The organism is Luteimonas galliterrae (assembly GCF_023374055.1).
Taxonomy (GTDB): Bacteria; Pseudomonadota; Gammaproteobacteria; order Xanthomonadales; family Xanthomonadaceae; genus Luteimonas_C; species Luteimonas_C galliterrae.
This window is the reverse complement of the sequence record NZ_JAMBEP010000002.1, coordinates 275,024-297,936: the sequence shown is the minus strand read 5'-3', so window position 1 is coordinate 297,936 and position 22,913 is coordinate 275,024. Positions and strand designations below refer to the sequence as shown.

Genomic DNA, 22,913 nt, shown 5'->3' with positions numbered 1-22,913 from the left:
TGCGCACGGTTCGAGCCGGATGCGGTGCGCCCATCTTCCCTTCACCGCGAGTACTTATGCGTCCGTCTCTGCTTTCGTTCGCCCTCTGGCTGGCGCTGCCCGGCATGGCCGCCGCGCAATCCGCGTCCCCCGGCCCTTCGGGCGAAGAAAAAAGCGCCATCGAGCTCGACCCGGTCGTGGTCACCGCCACGCGCACCGAGCGCGCGATGTCCGACGTGCCCAATACGGTCGACGTGATCGACCGCGAACGGATGGACGACACGCTGGTGCGCGACCTGCGCGACCTGGTGCGCTACGAACCGGGCGTGTCGGTCACCTCCAGCGTCGGCCGCTTCGGCCTGGGCGACATCCGCATCCGCGGCCTGGGCGGCAACCGCGTGCGCATCCAGACCGACGGCATCGCGGTGTCGGATGCGTTCGCCATCGGCAGCTTCTCCAACGCCAACCGCAATTTCGTCGACATGGATACGCTCAAGCGGGTCGAGATCGTGCGTGGTCCGACCAGTTCGCTTTACGGTTCCGATGCGCTCGGCGGCGTGGTTTCGTTCATCACCAAGGACCCGTCCGATTATCTGGACGCGGGCAAGGATGCCTACTTCGGTTTCAAGCTCGGCGCCGAAGGCGAATCCAGCGGCTTGTTCGCCGGCGCGACCTCGGCCTTCGGCGGCGAGCGCTGGTCGGGCCTGGTGACCGTGAGCCACCGCCAGGGCCAGGAAACCAAGAACATGGGCGAGAACGATGTTCTGGGCGCGGCGCGCACCACGCCCAACCCGCAGGATCGCGACGGCCGCAGCTTGCTGACCAAGCTCGTCTACGCACCCAGCGCGAACCAGCGTTTCAAGCTGACCGTCGAAGGCAACGAAGACGACACCGATACCGATGTGCTCAGTTCGCTCGGGCTGCAATCGCTCACTCGCGCCACCAACCTGCTGGTCGCGGGCGACGACCATCAGTCGCGTGCGCGCGTTTCTTTCGGCCATGAAGCGGACGCGCTCGATGCTGGTTTCGCAGACCATTTCGATTGGCAGGTCTACCGTCAGGACAGCGAAACCACCCAGGACACGCGCGAGGTGCGGCGCACCGCCGCAGGCGTGCCCGAGCAGCGTGACCGCAGTTTCGATTTCGACCAGCGCCAGTACGGCATGCAGGCCAACTTTTTCAAGTCGCTGAGCGGCGGCGGCATCCAGCACGACCTCGCCTACGGGCTCGACGTATCGCGCACGCAGACTCGCCAGAAGCGCGACGGCCGCGTCGCCAACCTCGATACCGGCCGGGTGAGCAACGCGATGCTGCCTGACGTGTTCCCGGTGCGCGATTTTCCGATCAGCCGCACGACCAACGCCGCGCTGTACCTGCAGGACGAGATGAGTTTCGCCGACGGCGCCTTCCGCCTGACGCCCAGCGTGCGCGTGGACCGCTACGAGCTGCGGCCGGAGGTGGACAACATCTTCGCCGAAGACAATCCCGGCGTGGCTGTCGTCGAACTCACCGACACCAACGTGTCGCCCAAGCTCGGCGCGGTCTGGCATTTCGCGGAGGAATGGTCGTTGTACGGCGGCTACTCGCGAGGCTTCCGCGCGCCGCCGTACAACGACGTCAATATCGGTTTCACCAATCTGATGTTCGGCTACACGGCCATCGCCAATCCGGATCTGAAGCCCGAAACCAGCAACGGCTTCGAGGCGGGCGTGCGTTTCGTCGGCGATGCGGCCTACGCCAGCCTGTCGGGCTACCACAACGACTACAAGGACTTCATCGAATCGTTCCGCTTCATCGGCCTCAACGAGGAAGGCTTGCAGGTATTCCAGTCGCAGAACATCGCCGACGCGAAGATCTACGGAGCAGAATTGAAAGCCGGCATCGATTTCGGCCGCGTCTCGGATCGTTTCGCGGGCTGGTCGCTGCGCGGCTCGGCGGCCTGGTCGCGCGGACGCGACGAAACCGACGATGTGCCGCTGCAATCGGTCGATCCGCTGACCGCCGCGATCGGCCTGGCTTACGACCGCGATACCTGGGGCGCCGAGCTCGCCGGCCGCTTCGCGCAGCGCAAACGCGACTTGGAGCAGCTGGGCCTGTACGCCACGCCCGGCTACGGCGTGCTCGACCTGCTCGCCCACTGGAATTTCGCGCCCGGCGCCAAGCTCAACGTCGGCGTATTCAACCTCGCCGATCGTAAATACTGGCAAGGCGGCGATCTGCCGGACGGCATCGCCGTGGCGACGCCGGCATCGGTGTTGGACCGCTTCACCAGCCCCGGCCGCAACCTGTCGGTCAGCGTGAGCGTGAATTGGTAAGGGCGTTCCGCATCAGCACCGCTCTACAAGATCCCCGCAATAGCGAATTTCCGCGGCCACGGCCGCCAGCCAGGAGTTATCCTATGAAATCGCGCTCCCAGCCCATCGAATCCGATATGAAAACCCTATTCGCCATAGTGCCGCTGGCGCTGCTCTCCTTGCCCGCCGTCGCGCAGGACACCGCGCAGGACCGCAAGTCGATCCTGGCCATGCAGGGCGAGTACATCGTCGATTTCGCCTTCGACGAAACCGTGCTGCTCAAGCCGGGCTACGAGCGCGGGCCGGCCCAGCGCAGCGGCGGCAACGAGACCGTGATCGTGGTGGAAGACACCCCGACCAAGGTCGTGTTGCAGCACATCCTGGTCGACGAGAAGAGCGGCCACGTCACCAAGCACTGGCGCCAGGATTGGGTGTACGAAGCGCCGAGCCGCTTCGAATTCAGCGCCGACCAGACCTGGCAGGTGCGCACGGTCCCCGCCGAGGAAACCCGCGGTGCATGGACGCAGTGCGTGTTCGAGGTGAGCGACGCGCCGCGCTACTGCGGCACCGGCCGCTGGACCTACGACAACGGCGTGGCCACCTGGACCAGCGATCAGACCTGGCGCCCGTTGCCGCGCCGCGAGTACACCAAGCGCAGCGACTACAACGCGGTGTCGGCGATCAACCGCCACACGCTGACGCCGGGCGGCTGGACGCACGAGCAATTCAACACCAAGGTGCTGCGCAATCCCGACGGCAGCCAAGTGGAACTGGTGCGCGAATTCGGCTTCAACGACTACCAGAAGACGACCGAAGTCGACTTCAAGCCCGCGTACAAGTACTGGGATGCGACCAAGGACTATTGGGCCCGTGTCCGCTCGCGCTGGGACGGTTTCCTGGGTAAGCCCCCGGGCGTGCATCTGAAGACCAAGATCGACGGCATGGCGATGATCATTCCGCTGTTCGAGCAGGCCGAGTCGCTGGAGCAGGGCAAGAAAGTGTCCGACAAGCAGATCGACGATGTCTTCGCGAAGTGGGTCGAACCGGCGAAGCCGGATGCGGTCGCCAAACGCTAAGTAAAGAGGCGAAGAGGCTGCGTCTGTTTTTCGCCGTCATTCCCGCGAAGGCGGGAATCCAGCGACTTTGCTTCACCTCCTTTGTAGGAGCAGGTTTGGGCGCGAGCCTTTGTCAGACAATCGCGACCCGAAAGAGCCCGCAGCCAAGCCGTTCCTGCAAAAGCAAAAAAAGCCCGGGCTTGGCGGCCCGGGCGAGGGGGTTTTCAGAATGAGGTTCAGCGTATGTTGACTTCGACCTCTTCGATGACCTTTGGTTCCGCATCGTCGGAACTCCAGGAATAGGAATGCGTTTTGCCGTCCTCCGAAACGAAGACGTAACTTACGTCTCCTGCCGCGGTCACCCATGACGGCGGCTCCGGTGGCGCGGGAGGCGCAGGCGGCGTGGGTATGGCCGCAGCGGGCGGTGCCGGTGGCGCAGGCGGAGCCGGGGACTTGGGCGGCTTAGGCGGTTTCGGCGGTGCGGGCGGTGCCGGTGGAACCGGCGGGAACGCCATCAGCCGCGGCACCTTGACCTGCGTGCTGGCGGTTTTGCGATCCCGCAGATAAGCGATGGCGGCCGTGGCGTTGGCGGGTTTGTCGCGCAGCAAGTCCATGGCTTCGCGCGGGCTGTTCACGGCCTTGCCGTCGATCTTCTGGATCACGTCGCCCGCCTGCAGGCCGCTCAACTCTCCGTTCGACAACACCAGCACGCCCTTGTCGGTGCCGAAATAGCGGCCGAGCTGCGGGTCGACGGCGGCCAGGTTCAGGCCGTTCCAACGGAATGCCGACAGCATCATCGGCGCCTTGCAGTCCTTGCCTTTGCATGCGGGCGAGATGCGGCGCAGTTCTTCGCGGATCTCCGGAGCGATGCCGGGCGGCGGATCGAAATCCATTCCTTCGAAGTCGAAATCGAAGTCGTAATCCAGATCTTCGGTTTTGATCTTGACATTCTTGACGATCTCGTTGATGCGATCGGTATTGATGACCACGTCATGCATGACCGTGCCCGGTTCGCCGTCGTCGAATACGAGGGTGTAGGCGCCGCTGACTTGCGGCGTGACGCTGACCACCGCATTGCGGCCGCCACGCTGGTAACCCAGTTTGGCGGCCGACTTATCGTCCAGCTTGTCGAGCAACTGGCGTGTGTTGCGCAGCCGCAGGTCGCTGGTATTGCCGAGCACTTGTACGCCGTTGACGCTGACGATCCGGTCGCCCGCTTGCAGCCCGGCCTTGGCGGCGGCGCTGTCGGGGGTGACGCCGGCGATGCGCACGCCTGCCTGGTCGTCCGGCGCCAGCAATACGCCGATCACCGGCTTGCGCGCTCCTCTGACCAGTTCGATCTGGGCGCGGTGCGCCCGCGCTTCGGCAGAATTCTGCGACAGTTCGGCGACGCGTTTGGCCGCCCGTGCGAGTTCGGCGCGCGCTTGGGCGAGTTCCTTCGCGTTGGCGGCGTCGCGTTTGGCCGATGTCTGCGCGCAGACGCCGCCGGTCGCCAGCGCCAGCGCCGCGGCGAGCAAGGTGGTGCGATAGGCGAAAATTTTCATGGGACAACCCCTGTGGGAGAGTTCTGGTTCAATCGACGCGCGCGATCGCGCCGTCGTAACGTTCGCCGTTGGCGGCCAACCAGCGGCGGTTGCTTTCGAAACCGGTGAGCGAGCGCAGGGCTTCGACGCGGCCGCGCCACAGCCACAGCTGCCGTTCCGGCGACAGCCCAGGCTGCATCAGCGCCGAATCGATGGCGGCGATGCGCGCATCGAGTTCGCTGGACATCGCCGCGGCCGTCGCGCTGGAAACGCGATCGTCGCGCGCGACTTGCAGCAGCGATTCCAACTGCGCCGATTCGGCGTACAACTGCTCGAGCGTGGCGGGCTTGGGCTGCGACGGCGAAGCGGACGCGATCGGAGCCGTACTCGCCGGATCGGCGCCCGGCATATCCCGCGAGTGGTACAGCTTCAAAGGCAGCGCGACCGCAGCCACCAATGCCGCCGCGGCCGCGAAACGCAGCGGCCACTGCGGCCGGCGCCGTGCCTGCAGGCGCGCGCTCAAACGCGACCAGCCGTCGGCCGGCGCCTGTTCCAGCGGCAGCGCCGCGAACGCGTCGTGCCAGCCGTCGGGAAGCGGACCGCGCTGCGAGTAGGCATCAGGCATGGATGGCGCCCTCCACAGAATGGGGTTCGGCCTGCAGCAGCGCGCGCAAGCGGCGGGTGCCGCGCGCGAGTTGCGACTTGGAGAAACTGGGCGTGCGTTGCATCAGATTTCCGATTTCTTCGTGCGTATAGCCTTCGGCGTGGTACAGCCACAGCACGCTGCGCGTGGCTGCCGGCAGCGTGGCCAGCGCGCGCTGCAGTTGCGCGGCGTCGGCAGCCGCCGGCGGCAATGGGCCGTTGTCTTCGGCCAGTTCGCCGACCAGGTCGTCGGAAACCTCCTGGGACAGCTTGCGGCCGCGGCGCAGGCGCATCAGCGCCTCGTTGACCGCGATCTGCCGCAGCCAGCCCCAGAACGGGCTGTCGCTGCGGCCGCTCTGGCCGCGGAAATCGGCGATTCGGTCGATCACTTTCAACATCGTCTCCTGCAGTACTTCGGCGGCCTCGTCCCGGTCGCCGCCGATCCGCAGCGCCAGGGTGAATACCGGTCGCTCGAACCAGCGGTACAGCTGCTCGAACGCCGCACGGTCGCCCGCCCGCGCCCGGACGAGCAGGGCGTCCGGAACGTCGATCGCGAAGCTGGACGGGCGTATCGGTTCGGGCGGCATTCCTCATCCTAGATGCGGGACCGGGCGAAAGGGTCGCAGGCCGTCGGGCGGTCATGGCCAAGCCCTATACTGGGCCGGTCAACTAAGGGAGGGGTCGTCACATGTCCATGGGTACGCTGCTCGCCGTCGTGCTGCTGTTCGCAGGCGTCGTGATCCTGTTCAAGGCCGTACGGATGGTGCCGCAGGGCTACGAATGGACGGTCGAAGCCTTCGGCAAATACACCCACACCATGACACCGGGGCTGCACTTCCTGATCCCGATCTACCAGGGCGTCGGCCGCAAGATCAATATGATGGAGCAGGTCCTGGAGGTCCCGTCGCAGGACGTGATCACCAAGGACAACGCCGTGGTCAAGGTCGACGGTATCGTCTTCTTCCAGGTGCTCGACGCGGCCAAGGCCGCCTACGAAGTCGCGCAGCTGGAAATCGCCACGCTCAACCTGGTGATGACCAACATCCGCACCTCGATCGGTTCGATGGACCTGGACGAGTCGCTGTCCAAGCGCGACGAGATCAACGCCAAGGTGCTGGTCGCCGTCGATCAAGCCACCCATCCGTGGGGCATCAAGGTCAACCGCATCGAATTGAAAGATATCCAGCCGCCGCGCGACCTGATCGAGTCGATGGCGCGGCAGATGAAGGCCGAACGCGAGAAGCGCGCCAACATCCTCGAAGCCGAGGGCTTCCGCCAGTCCGCCATCCTCAAGGCCGAAGGCGAGAAGCAGTCGACCATCCTCGAGGCCGAAGGCAACCGCGAAGCCGCCTTCCGCGAAGCCGAGGCGCGCGAACGCCTGGCCATGGCCGAGGCCAAGGCGACCGAAGTGGTCTCCAACGCGATCGCCTCGGGCAACGTGCAGGCGATCAACTACTTCGTCGCGCAGAAGTACATCGAAGCGTTCAAGGCCCTCGCCGAAGCGCCCAACCAGAAGTTCGTGATGATGCCGATGGAATCGGCCGGCGTGATCGGCTCGCTTGCGGGCATCGGCGAACTCGCCAAGGAAGCGTTGAACCAGCAGCCGGGCCGCGCCGTCGCGCCGGCGCCGCGCACGGGAGGCTGAGCCATGCGTTGGGACGTCTTTACCTGGGCGGCGCTGGCTTTGGTGCTGTTCGCCGCGGAAACGATGGCGCCCGGCGCGTTCATGCTGTGGCTGGGCTTCGCGGCGGTGGTGGTCTTCCTCGGCGTGTTGCTGATTCCCGGCATCCCGTTGCTGGCGCAAGCCGCCGCCTTCATCGTGCTCAGCTTCATCTCGATCCAGGTCTACCGCAAATGGTTCCGCGGCCGCGAGCGGCAGAGCGACCAGCCGGCATTGAACCGCCGCGCCGCCGCGCTGGTAGGCCGGGTGGTGCCGCTGGAGCGCGGCATCGTGCAGGGCCACGGCCGCGTGCAGATCGCCGATGCCTATTGGGATGTGGCCGGTCCCGATCTTCCGACCGGCGCGACGGTGCGCATCGTCGGCGCAGAAGGCATGACCCTTCAGGTCGAGGCCGTCTAATCGTAGGAGCGGCTTTAGCCGCGAGCTCTTCCAGTCATACGCTGCTGGCCGAAAAGCTCGCGGCTAAAGCCGCTCCTACAAAGGCAGAGCAGCGGGGCAAGTCCCGCTCTGCAGCGCAAAGCAGGCGGCGGCCGGCGCGGTCTGGGATAATGGCGTTCTTTGCCAGAGACCGCCGCAATGACCCAGAAGACCATTCTCAACGACGCCCACCGCGCGCTCGGCGCCAAGATGGTCGACTTCGGCGGCTGGGACATGCCGCTGCATTACGGTTCGCAGGTCGAAGAACACCACCAAGTGCGCCGCGATGCCGGCATGTTCGACGTCAGCCACATGACCGTGGTCGACCTGCGCGGCGCGCGCGTCCGCGAATTCCTGCGCTACCTGGTCGCCAACTCGGTCGACAAGCTGCAGAAGCCGGGCAAGGCGCTGTACACCTGCATGTTGAACGCGCAGGGCGGGGTGATCGACGACCTGATCGTCTATTACCTGGCCGAGGATTTCTTCCGCCTGGTGGTCAACGCCGCCACGCGCGACAAGGATCTGACGTGGATCGTCGAGCAGGCGGCGCCGTTCGCGGTCGAAGTCGCCGAACGTCCCGAGCTGGCGATGATCGCCGTGCAGGGCCCGACGGCGCGCGAACGCGTGATCGGCCTGTTGTCGCCCGACACCGCCGCCGCGGCCGGCAAGATCGGCAAGTTCGTCGCCACCGAAGCGGTCACGAACGATGGCGCGCCGCTGTTCGTCGCGCGCACCGGCTACACCGGCGAGGATGGCTTCGAGATCGTCGTGCCCGAAGACCGCGCCGTCGCCTTGTGGGACGCGTTGCTGGCCGCGGGCGTCAAGCCGGCGGGCCTGGGCGCGCGCGACACGTTGCGCCTGGAAGCCGGCATGAACCTGTACGGCCAGGATATGGACGACACCGTATCGCCTTACGAGGCCGCGCTGGCCTGGACCGTCGCGCTCGACGAGGGCCGCGATTTCATCGGCCGCAGCGTGCTCGAAAAGCAGAAAGCCGCCGGCGCGCCGCGGCAGATGATCGGCGTGGTGATGGACGAGAAGGGCGTGCTGCGCCACGGCCAGAAAGTGCTGACCGCCAACGGCGACGGCGAGATCCTGTCCGGCACGTTCTCGCCCACGCTCGGCAAGGCGATCGCGTTCGCGCGCGTGCCAGCCGGCGCGCCGGGCGACGTGCGCGTGGACATCCGCGGCCGCGAAGTGCCGGTGCGGGTGGTCAAGTTCCCGTTCGTGCGCGACGGCAAGCCGCAGGAAGGCATCTGACGGCGCCGGCGCCATGGCCACCGTCGACTACTACTTCAGCCTGCTGTCGCCGTACGCCTACCTGGGCCACGCGGCCGTGACGGCGATGGCGCGCGACACCGGGGTAACGCTGGCCTACCGCCCGGTGCGCATCTTCGGACTGTTCGCCGCCAACGGCGGCTTGCCGCTGGGCCAACGCGCGCCGGCGCGGCAGCGCTACCGTCTGGTCGAACTGCAGCGCTGGCGCGAACAGCGCGGCCTGCCGCTCAATCTGCAGCCGCGCTACTTCCCGGTGGATCCGTCGCTGGCCGATCGCGCTGCGATCGCGCTGGCGCAAGCCGGCGCCGATGCGTCGCGTTATGTCGATGCCGGCTTCCGCGCGGTCTGGGCGCAGGACCGCGACATCGCCGACCGCGCCGTGATCGCCGAACTGTTGCGCGACGCCGGCCACGATGCGCCGGCCGTGCTCGCGGCCGCCGATGGCGAGGCTGCCGCCACGCGTTACCAGACCAACACCGCGGACGCCATCGCCGCCGACCTTCCGGGTTTGCCCGGTTACGTCCACCAGGGCGAAACGTTCTGGGGGCAGGACCGGATCGAGCAGCTGCGCGATGCCATCGTCAGCGGCCGCGCGCCTTACCTTTCACACTGACGGCCGTTCTTTCTGTGTGGCGACGGCCGATTCCTTCGCTAAACTAAAGCCCCACCCGACCCCCGACCGAACTTTCCGGTTGACAGCACCACGGAGCCACCGATGAGCGAGATCCCCGGCGATCTGAAATTCCTGAAGTCCCACGAGTGGGCCCGCGTCGAAGGCGACGGCAAGATCACGGTCGGCATTTCCGACCATGCGCAAGGCCTGCTCGGCGATCTGGTCTACGTGGAGTTGCCCAACGTCGGCGATCGCGTCGAAGCCGGCACCGCATGCGCCGTGGTCGAGTCGGTGAAGGCTGCTTCGGACGTCTACACGCCGGTGACGGGCAAGGTGGTGGAGGTCAACAGCGCGCTGTCCGACAAGCCCGAGACGATCAATGAGGACGCTTACGGCGACGGTTGGATCTTCGTCATCGAGGCCGAGGAACCGGACCAGCTCAACGAGCTGCTCGGCCCGGACGACTACGCCGAACTGCTGGAAGAAGACGACCACTGAGCGCGCTCGCCGGTCCGGATGCGTTGCGTCCGCGACCTGCGCGAACCGACGAACCCGCGGCGGCGACGCTGCGGGTTTTCTTTTTCCGTCACGCCGCGCAGACGTGCGCGGTCCGGAAAAAGTTCGCGCAATTTCGCGCAAATCGACTTGTGCGGGGCAAAAAATCGGCCCGTCGCGAAAATTTTTTTAGGGGTGCGCAGGAAGGGTTGCGGCGGTTGCGCGACGCGTTCCGAGCAATCGCGGTCCGAGCGCCTCGCCACGCGCGCGGCTGCGGTGCGTGCGAAGCAGAGCGCTTAAAACAAAGCATTTTTGTTACAAGCGATCGGCGCGCGGCGGATCGACGCGACCGAAAATGCAATCGTGCGGCGCCCGATCGGCGCCGCGAGCGGGCGAGCGGGGCGGCCGGGGAGGCGAAAAAAATTACGCAGGGGGTGTTGACAGTGGAAAAAACCGTGATTAGGTTTCGCCCAGCAGACGTTGCCTGCCGAAGCGAGTGAGTCGAATTAAATCGAAAACACGAAGCAAAACACAGTGCTCCGCCCGGACGTTCTATACGGTGGACTCAGGCTTCGTCTCCCCGCGAAAACGTATTGCACCCGATCCCGACACCCGCGCCGCCAGCCGCGCCGCGGGTGTTTTTGCGTCAGGCGGAACCTTCCGCCGGGGTCTGCATGTAGCGATGCAGGCTCTTAACAAATCCGTCCCGTTGCGCCTGGCGCAGCGGCGGTTGGTCGCGGGTCCGACTCCCGCGATGTTGTTGTCCCTGGGCAGTTGTATCCGATAGTCCACTGACGAGGAGCCATCCCATGGCTATGAAGAAAGCTGCTAAGAAACGCCCCGCCAAGAAGGCGGCGAAGAAATCCGCTAAGAAAGCTGCACGCAAGACCGTCCGCAAGGCCGCCAAGAAAGTAGCCCGCAAGCCGGCTAAGAAGGCTGCCAAGAAGACGGCCAAGAAGGCTGCGAAGCGCCGTCCGGCCAAGAAGACCGCGAAGAAGGCCGCCAAGCGCCGTCCTGCCAAGAAGGCCGCGAAGAAGGCGACCAAGAAGGCCACCAAGAAGCGCGCCAAGAAGGCCGCCAAGAAGAAGCCGGCGAAGAAGGCTGCCAAGAAGGCCAAGCGCAAGCCGGCCCGTCGTTCGAAGAAGGCTTCTCCGGCCACCATGCCGGCCATGCCTGCTCCGATGATCTAAGCAGATCCAATAAGAAAACCCGATTAGCCGTAATACAGACTCTCCTCCGCGCCCAGGCGGGGGAGAGTTTTTTATTGGCGGATCTTTGTAGGAGCCGGCTTTTGTAAGAGCGGCTTCAGCCGCGAGCTTTTGCCCGCAGCGACGAAAACAGAGCAAGAGCTCGCGGCTGAAGCCGCTCCTACGAAGAGCGAGCGGAGCGGGTCAGTCGGGCGCGGCTTCGGAAGTGGATGAGTCCACGCCGGCGGCCGGCGCCGGCCGGCCGGCGATCATCGTGTCGGGCCGCTGCGGACCCAGGTCGATCCAGGCCACGGCCGGCAGGCCGATCGCGCTGTCCAGAATAGTCGGCAGCAAGCCTGACGGCAGCGAGCTCTCGCTGTTCCAGAGGATCGCGATGCCCAGATCGCGCTCGGGCAGCAGCGCCATCATGCCGCGATAGCCCTGCACGGCGCCGCCGTGGAAGACCACTTCGTGGCCGGCGTAGTCGTACACGCGCCAGCCCAGCGCGTAGCCGGCCGAGAACACACGCTCGCGGCGCCAGGGCGAACCACGCAGCTCTCCCGGAGTATCGATCAGCGGCGCATGCAGCGTCGCCAGCAGCGGTGCCGGCAGCACGTCGGGGCGGTGCCCGGTCTGCGCGAGCAGCCACTGCGCCATGTCGCTGATGCTGGCGTTGACGCCGGCCGCGGGCGGCACGCGGTAATAGGTGGGCTTGGGCGTCAGCGACACCCAGCCGCCGCGCGCGCGCACGTGCGGCCGCGCCCAGCGCGCGCTGGCTTCGATGCCCTCCAGGCCGTAGCTGGCGTCGTTCATGCCCAGCGGCTTGAAGATGCGGCGCTGCACGGTCTCGCTATAGAAATTGCCGGTGGCGGCGAAGACGATATCGCCGATCGTGCTGAAGGCCACGTTCTGGTACGCATAGCATTCGCCCGGCGCGCACTTCATCGGCGCGTAGGCCAGCTTCTGCAGCAGGCTGCGGTAGTCGGCGTCGCGCTCGATGTCGCGGTCGTAGGCGTTGTGGGTGAGGCCGACGCGGTGGCTGAGGATGTCGGCCACGGTCAGCCGCTGCGCGGCCGTCGGATCGGCCAGCCGGAACTCGGGCATATAGTCGATCAGCTTGCTGTCCCAGCGCAGCGCGCCCTCGGAGACCAGCATGCCGGTGATCGAGCCGGCGAAGGATTTGGACAACGACGCCAGCCGGAAAACGGTATGCGCATCGACCGGCTCGGCCGCGCGCACGTCGGTGATGCCGTAACCGCGCGCGGACAGCACGCGGCCGTTCTGGACGATCGCCAGCGCCAAGCCGGGTACGCGCTGGTTGGCGACCAGTTCCTGGGCGATGGCCTCGAACTGGCGCACGTCGAAGCCCGCTGCCAGCGGCACGGCGGGCACCTGCGAAATCGGGGTCGCGAATGTCGGCTGGGTCGTTTGCGAGCCGACCGTCAAGGTCGTGGCTTGCGGCGGCTGCACGCCCTGCGAAGCGCTGTTCCAGCGCAGGGGCGTCTGCGCCCCCGACGTCAGCGCCAAAGGCAACAGCAGGCCGACCAAACCCATCCGCCAATGGCGCCGATGCGGTCGGATGCGGTTGCCTTTCATCGGAGGTCTCCCCTGCGTATGCTGCGGCTTCAGCCGTCTTCTGCCGGATACTAATCGGTATTAAACGGACTTTGCATGAACAAGGGGAACTTTGATGCTTACTCTGTTGATCCTGCTGGGTATTGTGGTGGTGTTGGCATTTTGGGCGGTAGGCATCTACAACGGCCTGGTGACGGCCCGGAACGCGTTCAAGAACGCCTTCGCCCAGATCGACGTGCAATTGCAGCGCCGCTTCGACCTGATCCCCAATCTGGTCGAGACCGCCAAGGGCTATCTGAGCCACGAACGCGAGACCCTGGAAGCCGTCATCGCCGCCCGCGGCGCCGCGGTGTCCGGCCTGGCGGCGGCCAAGGCCAGCCCCGGCGATCCGGCCGCGATGGCCGAGCTGGCCAATACCCAGGGCGCCCTTAACAGCGCGCTGGGCCGGCTGCTGGCCGTGTCCGAAGCCTACCCGGACCTGAAAGCCAACCAGAACATGATGCAGCTCACCGAAGAGCTGACCAGCACCGAGAACAAGGTCGCATTCGCGCGCCAAGCCTTCAACGATTCGGTGATGGCCTACAACAACAAGCGCGAGGTGTTCCCGTCCAGCGTGGTCGCCGGCATGTTCGCTTTCGCGCCCGCCGCACTGTTGGAGATCCCGGAAGAGAAGCAGGCCGAAGTGCGTGCGGCGCCGAAGGTGGAGTTCTGAGGAGTGCTTTAGTCCCTCTCCCGCTGGGAGAGGGGTTGGGGTGAGGGTGCGGCGGAGTGACGACGCAACACGATCGCCGTAGCTTCGCCGAACCCTCATCCGCCCTCCGGGCACCTTCTCCCGAGGGGAGAAGGGAAGAGCAGGAGCATCGCACCCGATGAACTTCTTCGAACGCCAGGCCGCCGCGCGGCGCACTTCCACGCGCCTGATCGTGCTGTTCTCGCTAGCGGTGATCGGCATCGTGCTGGCGGTGGATCTGGCCATGTTCGTCGTATTCGGCGGCGGTGCCGGAGGATTGGCGCTGACCACGATCGTCACGCTGGCCATCATCGGTTTGGGTTCGCTGTACCGCATCGCCTCGTTGCGCGGTGGCGGCGAATCGGTCGCGCTGCAGTTCGGCGGCGTGCCGGTGCCCGAGGGCGCTACCGATACCAAATTGCGCCGCCTGCGCAACGTGGTCGAAGAGATCGCGATCGCTTCGGGCGTGCCGGTGCCCAAGATTTACGTGCTGGAGCACGAAGCGGGCATCAACGCGTTCGCCGCCGGCTATTCGCCTTCCGATGCGGTCATCGCGGTGACCCGCGGCGCGCTCGAGCAACTCAATCGCGACGAACTGCAGGGCGTGATCGCGCACGAATTCAGCCACGTGCTCAACGGCGACATGCGGCTCAACATCCGCCTGATCGGCGTGCTGTTCGGGATCCTGATGTTGGGCCTGATCGGCCGCAAGATCCTGCAGCACGGCGGCGGCCGCGGCCGCGGCGCCGGCGCGGTGCTGGTCGCAGCGCTCGTCGCGCTGGCGGTCGGCTATATCGGCCTGTTTTTCGGCCGCATGATCAAAGCCGGCGTTAGCCGCACCCGCGAATCGCTAGCCGACGCGTCCGCAGTGCAATTCACCCGCCAGACATCGGGCCTGGCCGGCGCGCTGAAGAAGATCGCCGCCGGCGAAACCGGCTCCGCGCTCGCCCAGCGCGGCGATGCCGAGGAAGTCAGCCACATGCTGTTCGGCGACGGCGTCGGCTTCTCCGGCCTGTTCGCCACGCATCCGCCGCTGCTGCAGCGGATCCAGGCGCTGGAGCCGTCGTTCCGCGCCGACGATCTGGAGCAGCTGCGCAGGCGCTGGCGCGCGGACCCGCCGAGCGCCTCCGACGAAACGCCGGCCTCCGGCGCGGCATCCGAGCGCCGCTCGCCGCTGCCCATCGCGCCGGTGCTGCTGCCTGCCGCCGCTGCGGAATTGAGTCTGACTCCGCCGATGGTGGCCGAGCAGGTGGCGCGTCCGTCGCCGGACGATTACCGGCGTGCCGACAGTATCGTCGCCTCGATCCCGGACGACCTGCGCGACCTGGCCAAGCAGCGCGACGCAGTGATTCCGTTGCTGCTGGGCCTGCTGCTCGACGCCGAGCCGCAAGTGAAAGCCAAGCAACGCACCGAGATCCAGGCGAGGCTGGGCGCGGACACGGCGACCGCTGCCGATCGGCTGAAGGTCGAGCGGCTCGATCCCTTGCATCCGATGCTGCGCCTGCCGCTGGCGGCGTTGGCCTTCCCGGTGCTGCGCCTGCGGCCGCGGCCCGGGCTCGATGCGTTCATGGACACGGTGCACGCGGTGGTCAATACCGATGGCCGCGTGTCGCTGTTCGAATACTGCCTGGGCCGGCTGTTGGAAGTGCAGGTGCGCGAATCGCTGGACCCGTCGCGCTACGCGCGCTTCGGCAGGCGCAAGCCCGGCAACGTGAAGCAGGAGTTCGCGACCTTGCTGGCGGTGGTCGCCCAGGCCGGCCACGAGAACGCCGCCGACGCGCAGCGCGCCTATCTGGCCGGCATGCAGCGCGTGCTGCCGCGGGACCACTTGCCTTATGCGCCGCCTGCGGCAGGCGCGCTGGCGCTGGATGCCGTGTGGGAACCGCTGGACGCGCTCGACCCGCTGGCCAAGCAAGTGATGGTGGAGGCGATCACGGCGGCGGTCAGCCACGACAATCGCGTCACCGTCGCTGAAGCCGAGTTGCTGCGCACGATCTGCAGCGTGCTTCATTGCCCGCTGCCCCCGATGCTGGAACGCAGCTAACCGCTTTTTTGTCGAGCGGGCTCGCCCCGCCGCGCTTGCTCCACCTCTGTAGAGCGGAGCTCGCTCCGCTGCTCTTCGCTCTTGAGCCGTTCGCTCTTGAGCCGTTTGCCCTTGAACCGTTCGCCCTTATGCCGTTGCTCTCATGCCGTCATCCCAGCGAACGCTGGGACCCATCTTGCTTGTGCTCCTCAAGCCGTCATCCCGGCGAAGGCCGGGACCCAGGCCCGCGCCCTGGCCAGTTGCGCTGCGACTCGCGCCATGGACAAAGGCTTCCGGGCTGCGCCCGGGTCACTTTCTTTGCTGGCCCAAAGAAAGTAACCCAAGAAAGGGCCTGAACTGCGGTGCGAAGCGTCGCACCTGAAGTCCGCCAGCGGCCCGGCTTTCGTCGTGGGTGACCTTCTTACGCAGGTACTAGATTTTGATTCGTAGCCTATGGGTGACGCGGCTTTTGCGGATGTGCGCTAAGGAGGCGTTCTGATCGATCGCCTCGGATCTAAATGTCGAAGCGACGGAGGAATCACGAGAGCCGGTGAGAAGGGCCAAGAACACGGGGGAGCCCCATCGCCGGGATCCCTTCCAAAGGCCCTTTTTCTTTGGTTACTTCTCTTTTTGGGCCCCACAAAAAGAAAGTAACTCGGCCGCGGTTTGAGCGGACGAAACCCCGGCCTGAAAGGCCGGCAGATAGCCAGAACCCCCAAGCCAAGGCAGCGGAGCAAGCTCCGCTCTACACAGACCAACCGCAAAGGCGCTGGATCCCTTCGCGGGGATGACGGCTTGAAGGGCAAGAGCGGCGGGGCAAGCCCCGCTCTATAAAGAACTGACTACGCGGAGATCGCCGCCAATCTGAGCAATGCCGCGTCTTCGCTGCGTAGCTCCCTCTCGCTGCCGACCAAGTGGATCTCGTTCGTGCACACGCGCCGCTTGAGGCGATGCACCTGCACTCGCGAGCGGTAGGCGCGGCCCAGCGCCGAATCCAGCGGCACCACCGACCAGCCGCGGCTGTTCGCGACGCTTTCCAGGGCTTCCTCGAGCTCTTCGAAATGATCCGTGCGGTTCCAGGGCTGCGGCAGCGGGATGCCGTTGGCTTCGAACCAGCGGAAGAAGACGTATTCGAATTCTTCGTAGGTGACGAAGGGCAGGGCCGGGATGTCTTCGGGCGCAGGCGAGCCACGCCGCGATTTCGGTCCGACCAGCGCCAGTTCCTCCTCGCCCAACAACACCGAAGCGATGCCTGCAGTGACCAGCGGCCGATAGCTGACGCCGAGCGCGACGCGCCCGGTTTCCAGCAGCGTTTGCACGCCGCCGGCGGTGCGGAACAGCACTTCCACCGGCCGGTCGCGCGACAGCAACTGCAGCAGGCGCGGCACTAGGCGATAACGTCCGAATCCGGATACGCAGGCGATGCGCAGCGGCTCCAGACCATCGGCCTCGCCGATGCTTTCCCAGGCGTGCTGCAGGTCCAGATAAGCGCGTTCGATCGAGGCGGCCAGGGCCCGTCCGCGCGGCGTGAGGGCCAGCCTTCTCCCGGATTTGCGGAACAGTTTCGCGCCGAGCAGGCGTTCGAGTTGTTGCAGGTCGTAGGTGACCGCGGACGGTGATTTGTGCAACTCGCGCGCGGCCGCGATCACGCCGCCGCTGGCGACCACGGTGCGGAATACGGACAGGCGCTTGAAGTCGGGCTGCATGCGTCCATTCTAGGGGCTGGAACGCAAGCGCGGACATTTGAAATAGTCCTCGCGGCCCGTTGCGGCTAGCCTGATCGGGTCCGAAAAGAGACCGGCTCCATGAAACGCTTGATCCTCGCGCTGGCCGTGTCGGCGACGCTGTCGGCGGCGATCCCGGCCGCCGCGCAGACGTCCACCCGCGACAGCGGCGACGCCGCGCATCTGTACGGCTATTTCGCCAAGCCCGGCATGGAGGCGCAGTTCGATGAGGGCTATCGCACCCATCTGCGCTGGCACAAAGCCAAGCGCGATCCGCTGGTGTGGTACGGCTGGTACGTTGGCCATGGCGACCGCGTCGGCATGTTCATCGACGGCAGCTTCGGCGCGCCGTTCGCGGCCTTCGACCAGCGCGTCGACCCTGCCGGCGACGGCGCGGATGCGCAGAAGAATTTTTCGCCGCACGCGCAGACCGCCTTCCGCGCGAGCTATCGCCTGCGCCGTGAATTGAGTACGGGGTTTCCGTTGGAGCGGTGGAAGCCGTCGAAGAGCGTGCAGGTGTTCCACTACAGCGTGCGTCCCGGCAGTGCCGCCCGCTTCGAAAGGGCCGTGCGCGCGGCGCGCGAGTCGTTGCTGCGCCAGGCCGACGCGCCACCGCATACGTGGTACGAGTTGATCGTCGGCGGCGACACGCCCGGTTACATGCTGATGGTCGCGCGCGACGATTGGGCCGGTTACGACGCGCGCGGCGAGAGCCTGGAATCGCTGGTCGCTGGTGTTGCGGACACGACCCGCAGGCAGGGTTTACTGGAAGACCTGGCCGCTTCCTTCGCTGAAGCGAAAGTCGAAACCTGGGATTACCGAGAGGATTTGAGTCTCATACCGCAATCTTGATTTTCTCGTTTTAGCTGTCATCCCGAGCGCAGCGAGGGATCTACTCATCCGATCCCTGAAAGCAGATCCCTCGCTGCGCTCGGGATGACAGCTAAAAGAGAAGCGTCGGATCCGTAGGGTGGGCCTTGGCCCATCATCACACCATCGCATTTCGTCACGATCTTTCGGGTTCGCGATAGTGGGCGAAGGCCCGCCCTACATGCGGATCAGGTCTGCGGCGCGCTCGGCGATCATGATCGTCGGCGCATTGGTATTGCCGCCGATCAACGTCGGCATCACCGAAGCGTCGACCACGCGCAAACCGTCGACACCGCGCACGCGCAGCTGTGGATCGACTACCGACGCCCCGTCGCTGCCCATGCGGCAGGTGCCGATCGGGTGGTAGACCGTTTCGGCCTTGGCGCGGACGAATTCGGCCAGTTCGGCGTCGGACAGGTCGCTGCGCTCTGGGAAGATCGGCGCGCCGCGGTAAGGATCGAAGGCCTTCTGCGCGAACACTTCGCGCGAGATCTTCGCGCATTCCACCATCATCTTCAGGTCGAAACCTTCCGCATCGCTCAGGTAACCGGCCTCGATCCGGGCCTTGGCCGCGGGATCGGCGCCGTTCAGCCGGATTCGGCCGCGGCTGCGCGGACGCAGGAAGCAAGCGTGCAGGGTGTAGCCGTCGCCTTTCAAACGTTTCCTGCCGTGGTCGTCGAGCATGGCCGGCACGAAATGGAATTGGACGTCGGCGCGCTCGTCCGGTGCGTAACGCGAGCGCACGAAGCCGCCGGCCTCGGCGATATTGCTGCTGCCCGGCCCGCGATGGCCGCGCAGGTAGTAGTTGAAGGCGATCGTGGCGTCGCCGACCCGGTCGTAGCTGACGCCTTTCGTGCAGTGCTGCAGCGTGCAGATATCAAGATGGTCCTGCAGGTTCCGGCCGACGCCTGGCGAGTCGACCGCCACGTCGATGCCGTTTTCGCGGAGTTCCGCCGCCGGGCCGATGCCCGACAGCATCAGCAGCTGCGGCGAGTTGATGGCGCCGCCCGATAGCAGCACTTCGCGTTCGGCGCGTGCGAGCGTCTGCCTGCCTCCGTGCGAATAGGCGACGCCTGTCGCGCGGCCGTTGTCGATGACGATGCGCTGCGCCAACGCGCCGGTGTGCACGCTCAAGTTTGGGCGCGGCTTGACCGGGTCGAGATAAGCGACCGCCGACGAACAGCGCGCGCCGCCGCGCTGCGTGACCTGGTACAGGCCCACGCCTAGCTGCGTCGGACCGTTGAAGTCGGTATTGGCCGGGTAACCCGCCTGCTGGCCCGCAGCGATGAAGGCATGCGACAACGGGTTCGTATAGCGCAAGTCGGACACGGTCAACGGGCCATCGCCGCCATGCAGCGTGTCGCCTCCGCGGCTATTGCCCTCGCTGCGCTTGAAATAAGGCAGCGCAGAAGCCCAATCCCAACCGGTGGCGCCTTGCGTGGCCCAATCGTCGTAGTCGCCCGGCACGCCGCGGATGTAGCACATCGCATTGATCGAACTCGACCCGCCGAGCACCTTGCCGCGCGGCCACCACAGCATGCGGTGGTTGAGTTGGGGTTCGGGCGCGGTGTCGTAATTCCAGTTGACGCCTTTCTGGCCGACCAGCTTGGCCAAGCCCGCCGGCATGTGGATGAAGGGATGCCAATCGCGCGGGCCGGCTTCCAGCAGCAGCACCTTGATGGCGGGGTCTTCGGACAGCCGGTTGGCCAATACGCAGCCGGCCGAACCCGCGCCGATGATGATGTAGTCGTACGTCGCGGAAGAATCGGGCATCGGCGGAAGGTAGGTGGCGAAGTTAGAGCATATGCTCGGCGCAGGTGTCGGGCGCAGCGGTAGCGCGTCGCGCAGGCATCGGCTAACGTGCCGCGAACCTGACCAAGGCCGCGTGTCCCGCGCCACCCGTGAACAGCCCAGCTCCCGCGCATCGCCTATCCCGTTTCCGCGCCGCGTTAGGCGATTCGCCGCCATTGTGGTGGGCGATGCTGTACTTCTTCTGCCTGCTCACCGGCTACTACTTGCTGCGTCCGGTGCGCGAGGCGATGGGCGCTTCACGCGACGCCGCCACGGTATTCCCGCAATGGATGATCGATTGGTTCGCCATTCGCGGCATCGCGCTCGAAGAATTCATGCTGCAGGCGCTGTTCACCGGCACTTTCGTGATCATGCTGCTTCTGCAGCCGGTTTACGGGGCGTTGGTGAGCCGGTATCCGCGGCGAGTGTTCCTGCCGGTGGTGTACGGCTTCTTCATCGCCTGCCTGGTGGCGTTCTATTTCGCTTTTCGCGCCGAATTGCCCGGGCGCGGCATGGTGTTCTTCATCTGGCTGACGGTGTTCAACCTGTTCGCGGTGGCCGTGTTCTGGAGCTTCATGGCGGACGTGTTCAACAACGACGAGGCCAAGCGCGTTTACGGCTACATCGGCGCGGGCGGCACGCTGGGCGCGATGATCGGCCCCACCTTGACCCGTTTGCTGGTCGAGCGGATCGGCATCGCCAACCTGCTGCTGGTATCGGCGCTGCTGCTGAGTTTGTGCATCGTCTGCATTCTGCGGTTGCGCATATGGGCGGTGCAGCGCGAGCGCGAGCGCGGCCGCAAGAGCGGCGAAGTTCCGATGGGCGGCCAAGTGCTGGCGGGCCTCAAGCTGATCGCGCAGGAGCCGCTGCTGCGGGCGCTGGCGATGCTGACGTTCTTCGGCGTCGGCGTGGGCACTTTGCTCTACAACGAGCAGGCGGCGATCGTCAAAAAATTCTACGACACGCCGGAGGCGAGGACCGCGTTCTTTTCCAGCATCGACCTGGCGGTGAACGGCCTGACGTTGACGGTACAGGTGCTGCTGACGCGCTTCCTGCTGTCGCGCTACGGCATCGGCCCGGTGCTGCTGATTCCGGCTATGGCCATCCTGGTCGGTTTCTGCGCGCTGGCGGCCTCGCCTTTCCCGATGCTGGTGGCGGTGATGCAGGTAGTGACGCGGGCGAGCGAGTTTTCGCTGGCCAAACCGGCGCGCGAGACCATCTACACCCGCGTCGGCCGCGAATGGCGCTACAAGGCGGCCACCGCCATCGATACGGTGATCCACCGCGGCGGCGATGTCACTTTCGCCTGGGTGCACAAGGCGTTGTCGGCCGCCGGCTCGAGCATGGTGTTCCTGGCCGGCGTCGGCGTAGCCGTAGGCATGACCTTCGGCGCTTGGCGCGTGATCCGGGCGCAGCGCACGCTGCCGGACAATGCGGATGCCGCGGAAGAGACGCGACGATGAGTCGCTGCAGCAGAGTCGGATGAGGCGAGCTGCCGTTGGATTGTTTGCGCTGGCCGCATTTTTCTGCAGTCAAGCCGCCGCTGCGGAAGCGGACTTGAAGGTCGAGGAATCCACCGTCTATTACCCGGTGTACGGGCGCAATCCGGAGGAACTGTTGCGCACGCTGCGCGTGCCGGACGGCCGCGGCGCGGAGCACGGCCTGACTCGCTCCGATTTCCAGGTCGAAAGCAGCTTCGTCCAGGACAACCGGCGTTGCCTGGTGCGGGACCTGACGATCCGGCTGAAGATCCGGATCGACCTGCCGCGCTGGGACGATGCGTCGCCCATGCCCGCATCGCTGCAGGAAATCTGGGGAACGATCAGCGAACGCACCCGGCAACACGAGCTGCGGCACCGGCAGAACGCGCTCGATGCCGCCGAAGAGCTGCGCCGCATACTCGGCGAACGGCCGCCCGAGACGGACTGCGCGGAACTGTCGAAGGCGCTGCGCCGCGAAACCGGCCGCGTGCGGGCGCGCTGGGAGTTACGCGATCGGCTGCTGGACCAGCGCGACGTCCTGCATCTGCAGATCCGCCGCTCGCGCTGAAGGCGTAATATCGCCGCCATCCCGCATCGGATCCGGCCATGCAGATACTGGCCCAAGCCCTCACCGTTATCGTCGCACTGCTGCACGCCTATTTCCTGGTGCTGGAGATGTTCCTGTGGACCAAGCCGCTCGGGCTCAAGGTCTTCGGCCAATCGCGGGAAAAAGCGGAGCAGTCGAAGGTGTTGGCCGCCAATCAGGGGCTGTACAACGGATTCCTCGCCGCAGGCCTGGTTTATGGATTGGCGACAGACTCACGCGAGTTCTGCCTGTTCTTCCTGGCCTGCGTGGCGGCGGCCGGCGTTTATGGCGCAGCGACGGTCGGCCGCAAGATCCTGTACGTGCAGGCGTTGCCGGCCTTGTTGGCGATCGCCGCCTGGCTGTTTTGAATTTCGCGGGGAACGGCTTTCCGTGGGAGCGGCTTTAGCCGCGAGCTTTTTCAAACCAGGAAGATTCAGGTCAAAAGCTCGCGGCTAAAGCCGCTCCCACAAGCCGCTCCCACGGAGTCAGCGCGACGGCCGCGGCGACAGCCACATCAGGATCCGCGCGCGGAACACGGTTTCGTCGTCCGGGTCGGTGACGGTCACGTGCACCGGCAGCTCGTAACCTTCGTCGGACTCGACGATGCGCTGTCCAGGCAGCGCCGTGGCGCACATCGTACCGGCCGCCTTCTTCACGTATTCCACCGTCATGCCCTTGGGTATCCAGCGCATCGACGGCGGCAGGCTGGCATCGGTCATCAGGCCTGCGCTCAGTTCGGCGATATTGCACAGCGCGATCGCGTGCACCGTGCCGAGGTGGTTGGTGACGCGGCGGCGGTGCCGGAACGTAGCCACGCAGCGGTTCGGTTCCAAGGTCTTGATCAGCGGCGAGATGCTGGCGAAGTAGGGCGCCTTGAAGCAGACCGCGCGCGTGAAAAGCCAATGGCCGGCGGGCCAGCGGATGATGCGTCGGTACAGCGAAAGCACGTTGCTGGCCATCGTGGGCTCC

General features: G+C 66.0%; 21 protein-coding genes. 14 read left to right on the top strand and 7 right to left on the bottom strand.

The features are described 5' to 3' along the window. Positions 1 to 56: 56 nt before the first annotated feature. Positions 57 to 2,294 (top strand): TonB-dependent hemoglobin/transferrin/lactoferrin family receptor, encoded by a 2,238-nt coding sequence (locus M2650_RS11975; RefSeq protein ID WP_249474801.1) that lies wholly within the window; start codon positions 57 to 59, stop codon positions 2,292 to 2,294. Between the two features lie 116 nt (positions 2,295 to 2,410). Beyond that, a complete protein-coding gene (locus tag M2650_RS11970; protein WP_249474799.1) occupies positions 2,411 to 3,349 on the top strand; it encodes a DUF6607 family protein in 939 nt (312 codons plus the stop codon). 215 nt (positions 3,350 to 3,564) lie between these two features. On the opposite strand, the gene M2650_RS11965 is transcribed toward M2650_RS11970, so the two are convergent. The 3 genes from M2650_RS11965 to M2650_RS11955 are packed head-to-tail and all read right to left on the bottom strand — an operon-like array spanning position 3,565 to position 6,080. Continuing rightward, entirely contained in the window at positions 3,565 to 4,872 is a 1,308-nt protein-coding gene (locus M2650_RS11965; protein WP_249474798.1) for a PDZ domain-containing protein, read from the bottom strand. 28 nt (positions 4,873 to 4,900) lie between these two features. After that, positions 4,901 to 5,476 carry a hypothetical protein gene (locus tag M2650_RS11960; RefSeq protein WP_249474797.1) on the bottom strand — a complete coding sequence of 192 codons (576 nt, stop codon included), beginning with the start codon at positions 5,474 to 5,476 and terminating at the stop codon, positions 4,901 to 4,903. Next, positions 5,469 to 6,080, bottom strand: coding sequence for an RNA polymerase sigma factor (locus tag M2650_RS11955; protein ID WP_249474795.1), 612 nt, complete (start codon positions 6,078 to 6,080; stop codon positions 5,469 to 5,471). Before M2650_RS11955 ends, M2650_RS11960 begins: the two co-directional genes overlap by 8 nt. A 101-nt stretch (positions 6,081 to 6,181) precedes the next feature. Between M2650_RS11955 and M2650_RS11950 the strand changes: the two genes are divergently transcribed. The 6 genes from M2650_RS11950 (at position 6,182) to M2650_RS11925 (ending at position 11,167) form a co-directional block, all read left to right on the top strand. Continuing rightward, positions 6,182 to 7,138: an SPFH domain-containing protein gene (locus M2650_RS11950; protein WP_249474793.1), complete on the top strand. Its 957-nt coding sequence runs from the start codon at positions 6,182 to 6,184 to the stop codon at positions 7,136 to 7,138. Between the two features lie 3 nt (positions 7,139 to 7,141). Then, positions 7,142 to 7,573, top strand: a complete 432-nt coding sequence (locus M2650_RS11945) for an NfeD family protein (RefSeq protein ID WP_249474791.1) — start codon at positions 7,142 to 7,144, stop codon at positions 7,571 to 7,573. 177 nt (positions 7,574 to 7,750) lie between these two features. Beyond that, positions 7,751 to 8,851 carry a glycine cleavage system aminomethyltransferase GcvT gene (gene gcvT / locus M2650_RS11940; RefSeq protein WP_249474789.1) on the top strand — a complete coding sequence of 367 codons (1,101 nt, stop codon included), beginning with the start codon at positions 7,751 to 7,753 and terminating at the stop codon, positions 8,849 to 8,851. 13 nt (positions 8,852 to 8,864) lie between these two features. After that, positions 8,865 to 9,482 (top strand): 2-hydroxychromene-2-carboxylate isomerase, encoded by a 618-nt coding sequence (locus M2650_RS11935; RefSeq protein ID WP_249474787.1) that lies wholly within the window; start codon positions 8,865 to 8,867, stop codon positions 9,480 to 9,482. A 102-nt stretch (positions 9,483 to 9,584) separates the two neighbouring features. After that, positions 9,585 to 9,980: a glycine cleavage system protein GcvH gene (gene gcvH, locus M2650_RS11930; RefSeq protein ID WP_249474785.1), complete on the top strand. Its 396-nt coding sequence runs from the start codon at positions 9,585 to 9,587 to the stop codon at positions 9,978 to 9,980. An 806-nt stretch (positions 9,981 to 10,786) separates the two neighbouring features. After that, positions 10,787 to 11,167 (top strand): hypothetical protein, encoded by a 381-nt coding sequence (locus M2650_RS11925; RefSeq protein ID WP_249474783.1) that lies wholly within the window; start codon positions 10,787 to 10,789, stop codon positions 11,165 to 11,167. Between the two features lie 201 nt (positions 11,168 to 11,368). Here the strand turns inward: M2650_RS11925 and M2650_RS11920 are convergent, their stop codons facing one another. Continuing rightward, positions 11,369 to 12,760, bottom strand: coding sequence for a serine hydrolase domain-containing protein (locus M2650_RS11920; protein ID WP_425602544.1), 1,392 nt, complete (start codon positions 12,758 to 12,760; stop codon positions 11,369 to 11,371). Between the two features lie 94 nt (positions 12,761 to 12,854). Between M2650_RS11920 and M2650_RS11915 the strand changes: the two genes are divergently transcribed. Together M2650_RS11915 and M2650_RS11910 are read left to right on the top strand one after the other, a co-directional pair. After that, positions 12,855 to 13,451: a LemA family protein gene (locus M2650_RS11915; protein ID WP_249474781.1), complete on the top strand. Its 597-nt coding sequence runs from the start codon at positions 12,855 to 12,857 to the stop codon at positions 13,449 to 13,451. 157 nt (positions 13,452 to 13,608) lie between these two features. Beyond that, a complete protein-coding gene (locus tag M2650_RS11910; protein ID WP_249474780.1) occupies positions 13,609 to 15,513 on the top strand; it encodes a M48 family metallopeptidase in 1,905 nt (634 codons plus the stop codon). A gap of 821 nt (positions 15,514 to 16,334) precedes the next feature. Here the strand turns inward: M2650_RS11910 and M2650_RS11905 are convergent. Then, complete coding sequence (locus M2650_RS11905; protein WP_249474779.1) at positions 16,335 to 17,198, bottom strand: LysR family transcriptional regulator; 864 nt, start codon at positions 17,196 to 17,198, stop codon at positions 16,335 to 16,337. Positions 17,199 to 17,297: 99 nt separating this feature from the next. Here M2650_RS11905 and M2650_RS11900 point away from each other — a divergent pair, with 99 nt between their 5' ends. Next, a complete protein-coding gene (locus M2650_RS11900) occupies positions 17,298 to 18,068 on the top strand; it encodes a hypothetical protein (protein ID WP_249474778.1) in 771 nt (256 codons plus the stop codon). Positions 18,069 to 18,263: 195 nt separating this feature from the next. On the opposite strand, the gene M2650_RS11895 is transcribed toward M2650_RS11900, so the two are convergent. Next, positions 18,264 to 19,859 carry a GMC family oxidoreductase gene (locus M2650_RS11895; RefSeq protein WP_249474776.1) on the bottom strand — a complete coding sequence of 532 codons (1,596 nt, stop codon included), beginning with the start codon at positions 19,857 to 19,859 and terminating at the stop codon, positions 18,264 to 18,266. Positions 19,860 to 19,987: 128 nt separating this feature from the next. On the opposite strand from M2650_RS11895, the gene M2650_RS11890 reads away from it, so the two are divergent. The 3 genes from M2650_RS11890 to M2650_RS11880 all read left to right on the top strand — a co-directional run bounded on the left by M2650_RS11890 (position 19,988) and on the right by M2650_RS11880 (position 22,312). After that, positions 19,988 to 21,340, top strand: coding sequence for an NTP/NDP exchange transporter (locus M2650_RS11890; protein ID WP_425602543.1), 1,353 nt, complete (start codon positions 19,988 to 19,990; stop codon positions 21,338 to 21,340). Between the two features lie 94 nt (positions 21,341 to 21,434). Beyond that, entirely contained in the window at positions 21,435 to 21,926 is a 492-nt protein-coding gene (locus M2650_RS11885) for a DUF922 domain-containing protein (protein WP_249474774.1), read from the top strand. A gap of 38 nt (positions 21,927 to 21,964) precedes the next feature. Next, entirely contained in the window at positions 21,965 to 22,312 is a 348-nt protein-coding gene (locus M2650_RS11880; protein ID WP_249474772.1) for a DUF1304 domain-containing protein, read from the top strand. A gap of 117 nt (positions 22,313 to 22,429) precedes the next feature. Here M2650_RS11880 and M2650_RS11875 read toward each other — a convergent pair whose 3' ends face one another. Next, a complete protein-coding gene (locus tag M2650_RS11875; protein WP_249474771.1) occupies positions 22,430 to 22,903 on the bottom strand; it encodes a hotdog fold domain-containing protein in 474 nt (157 codons plus the stop codon). Positions 22,904 to 22,913: the final 10 nt, after the last annotated feature.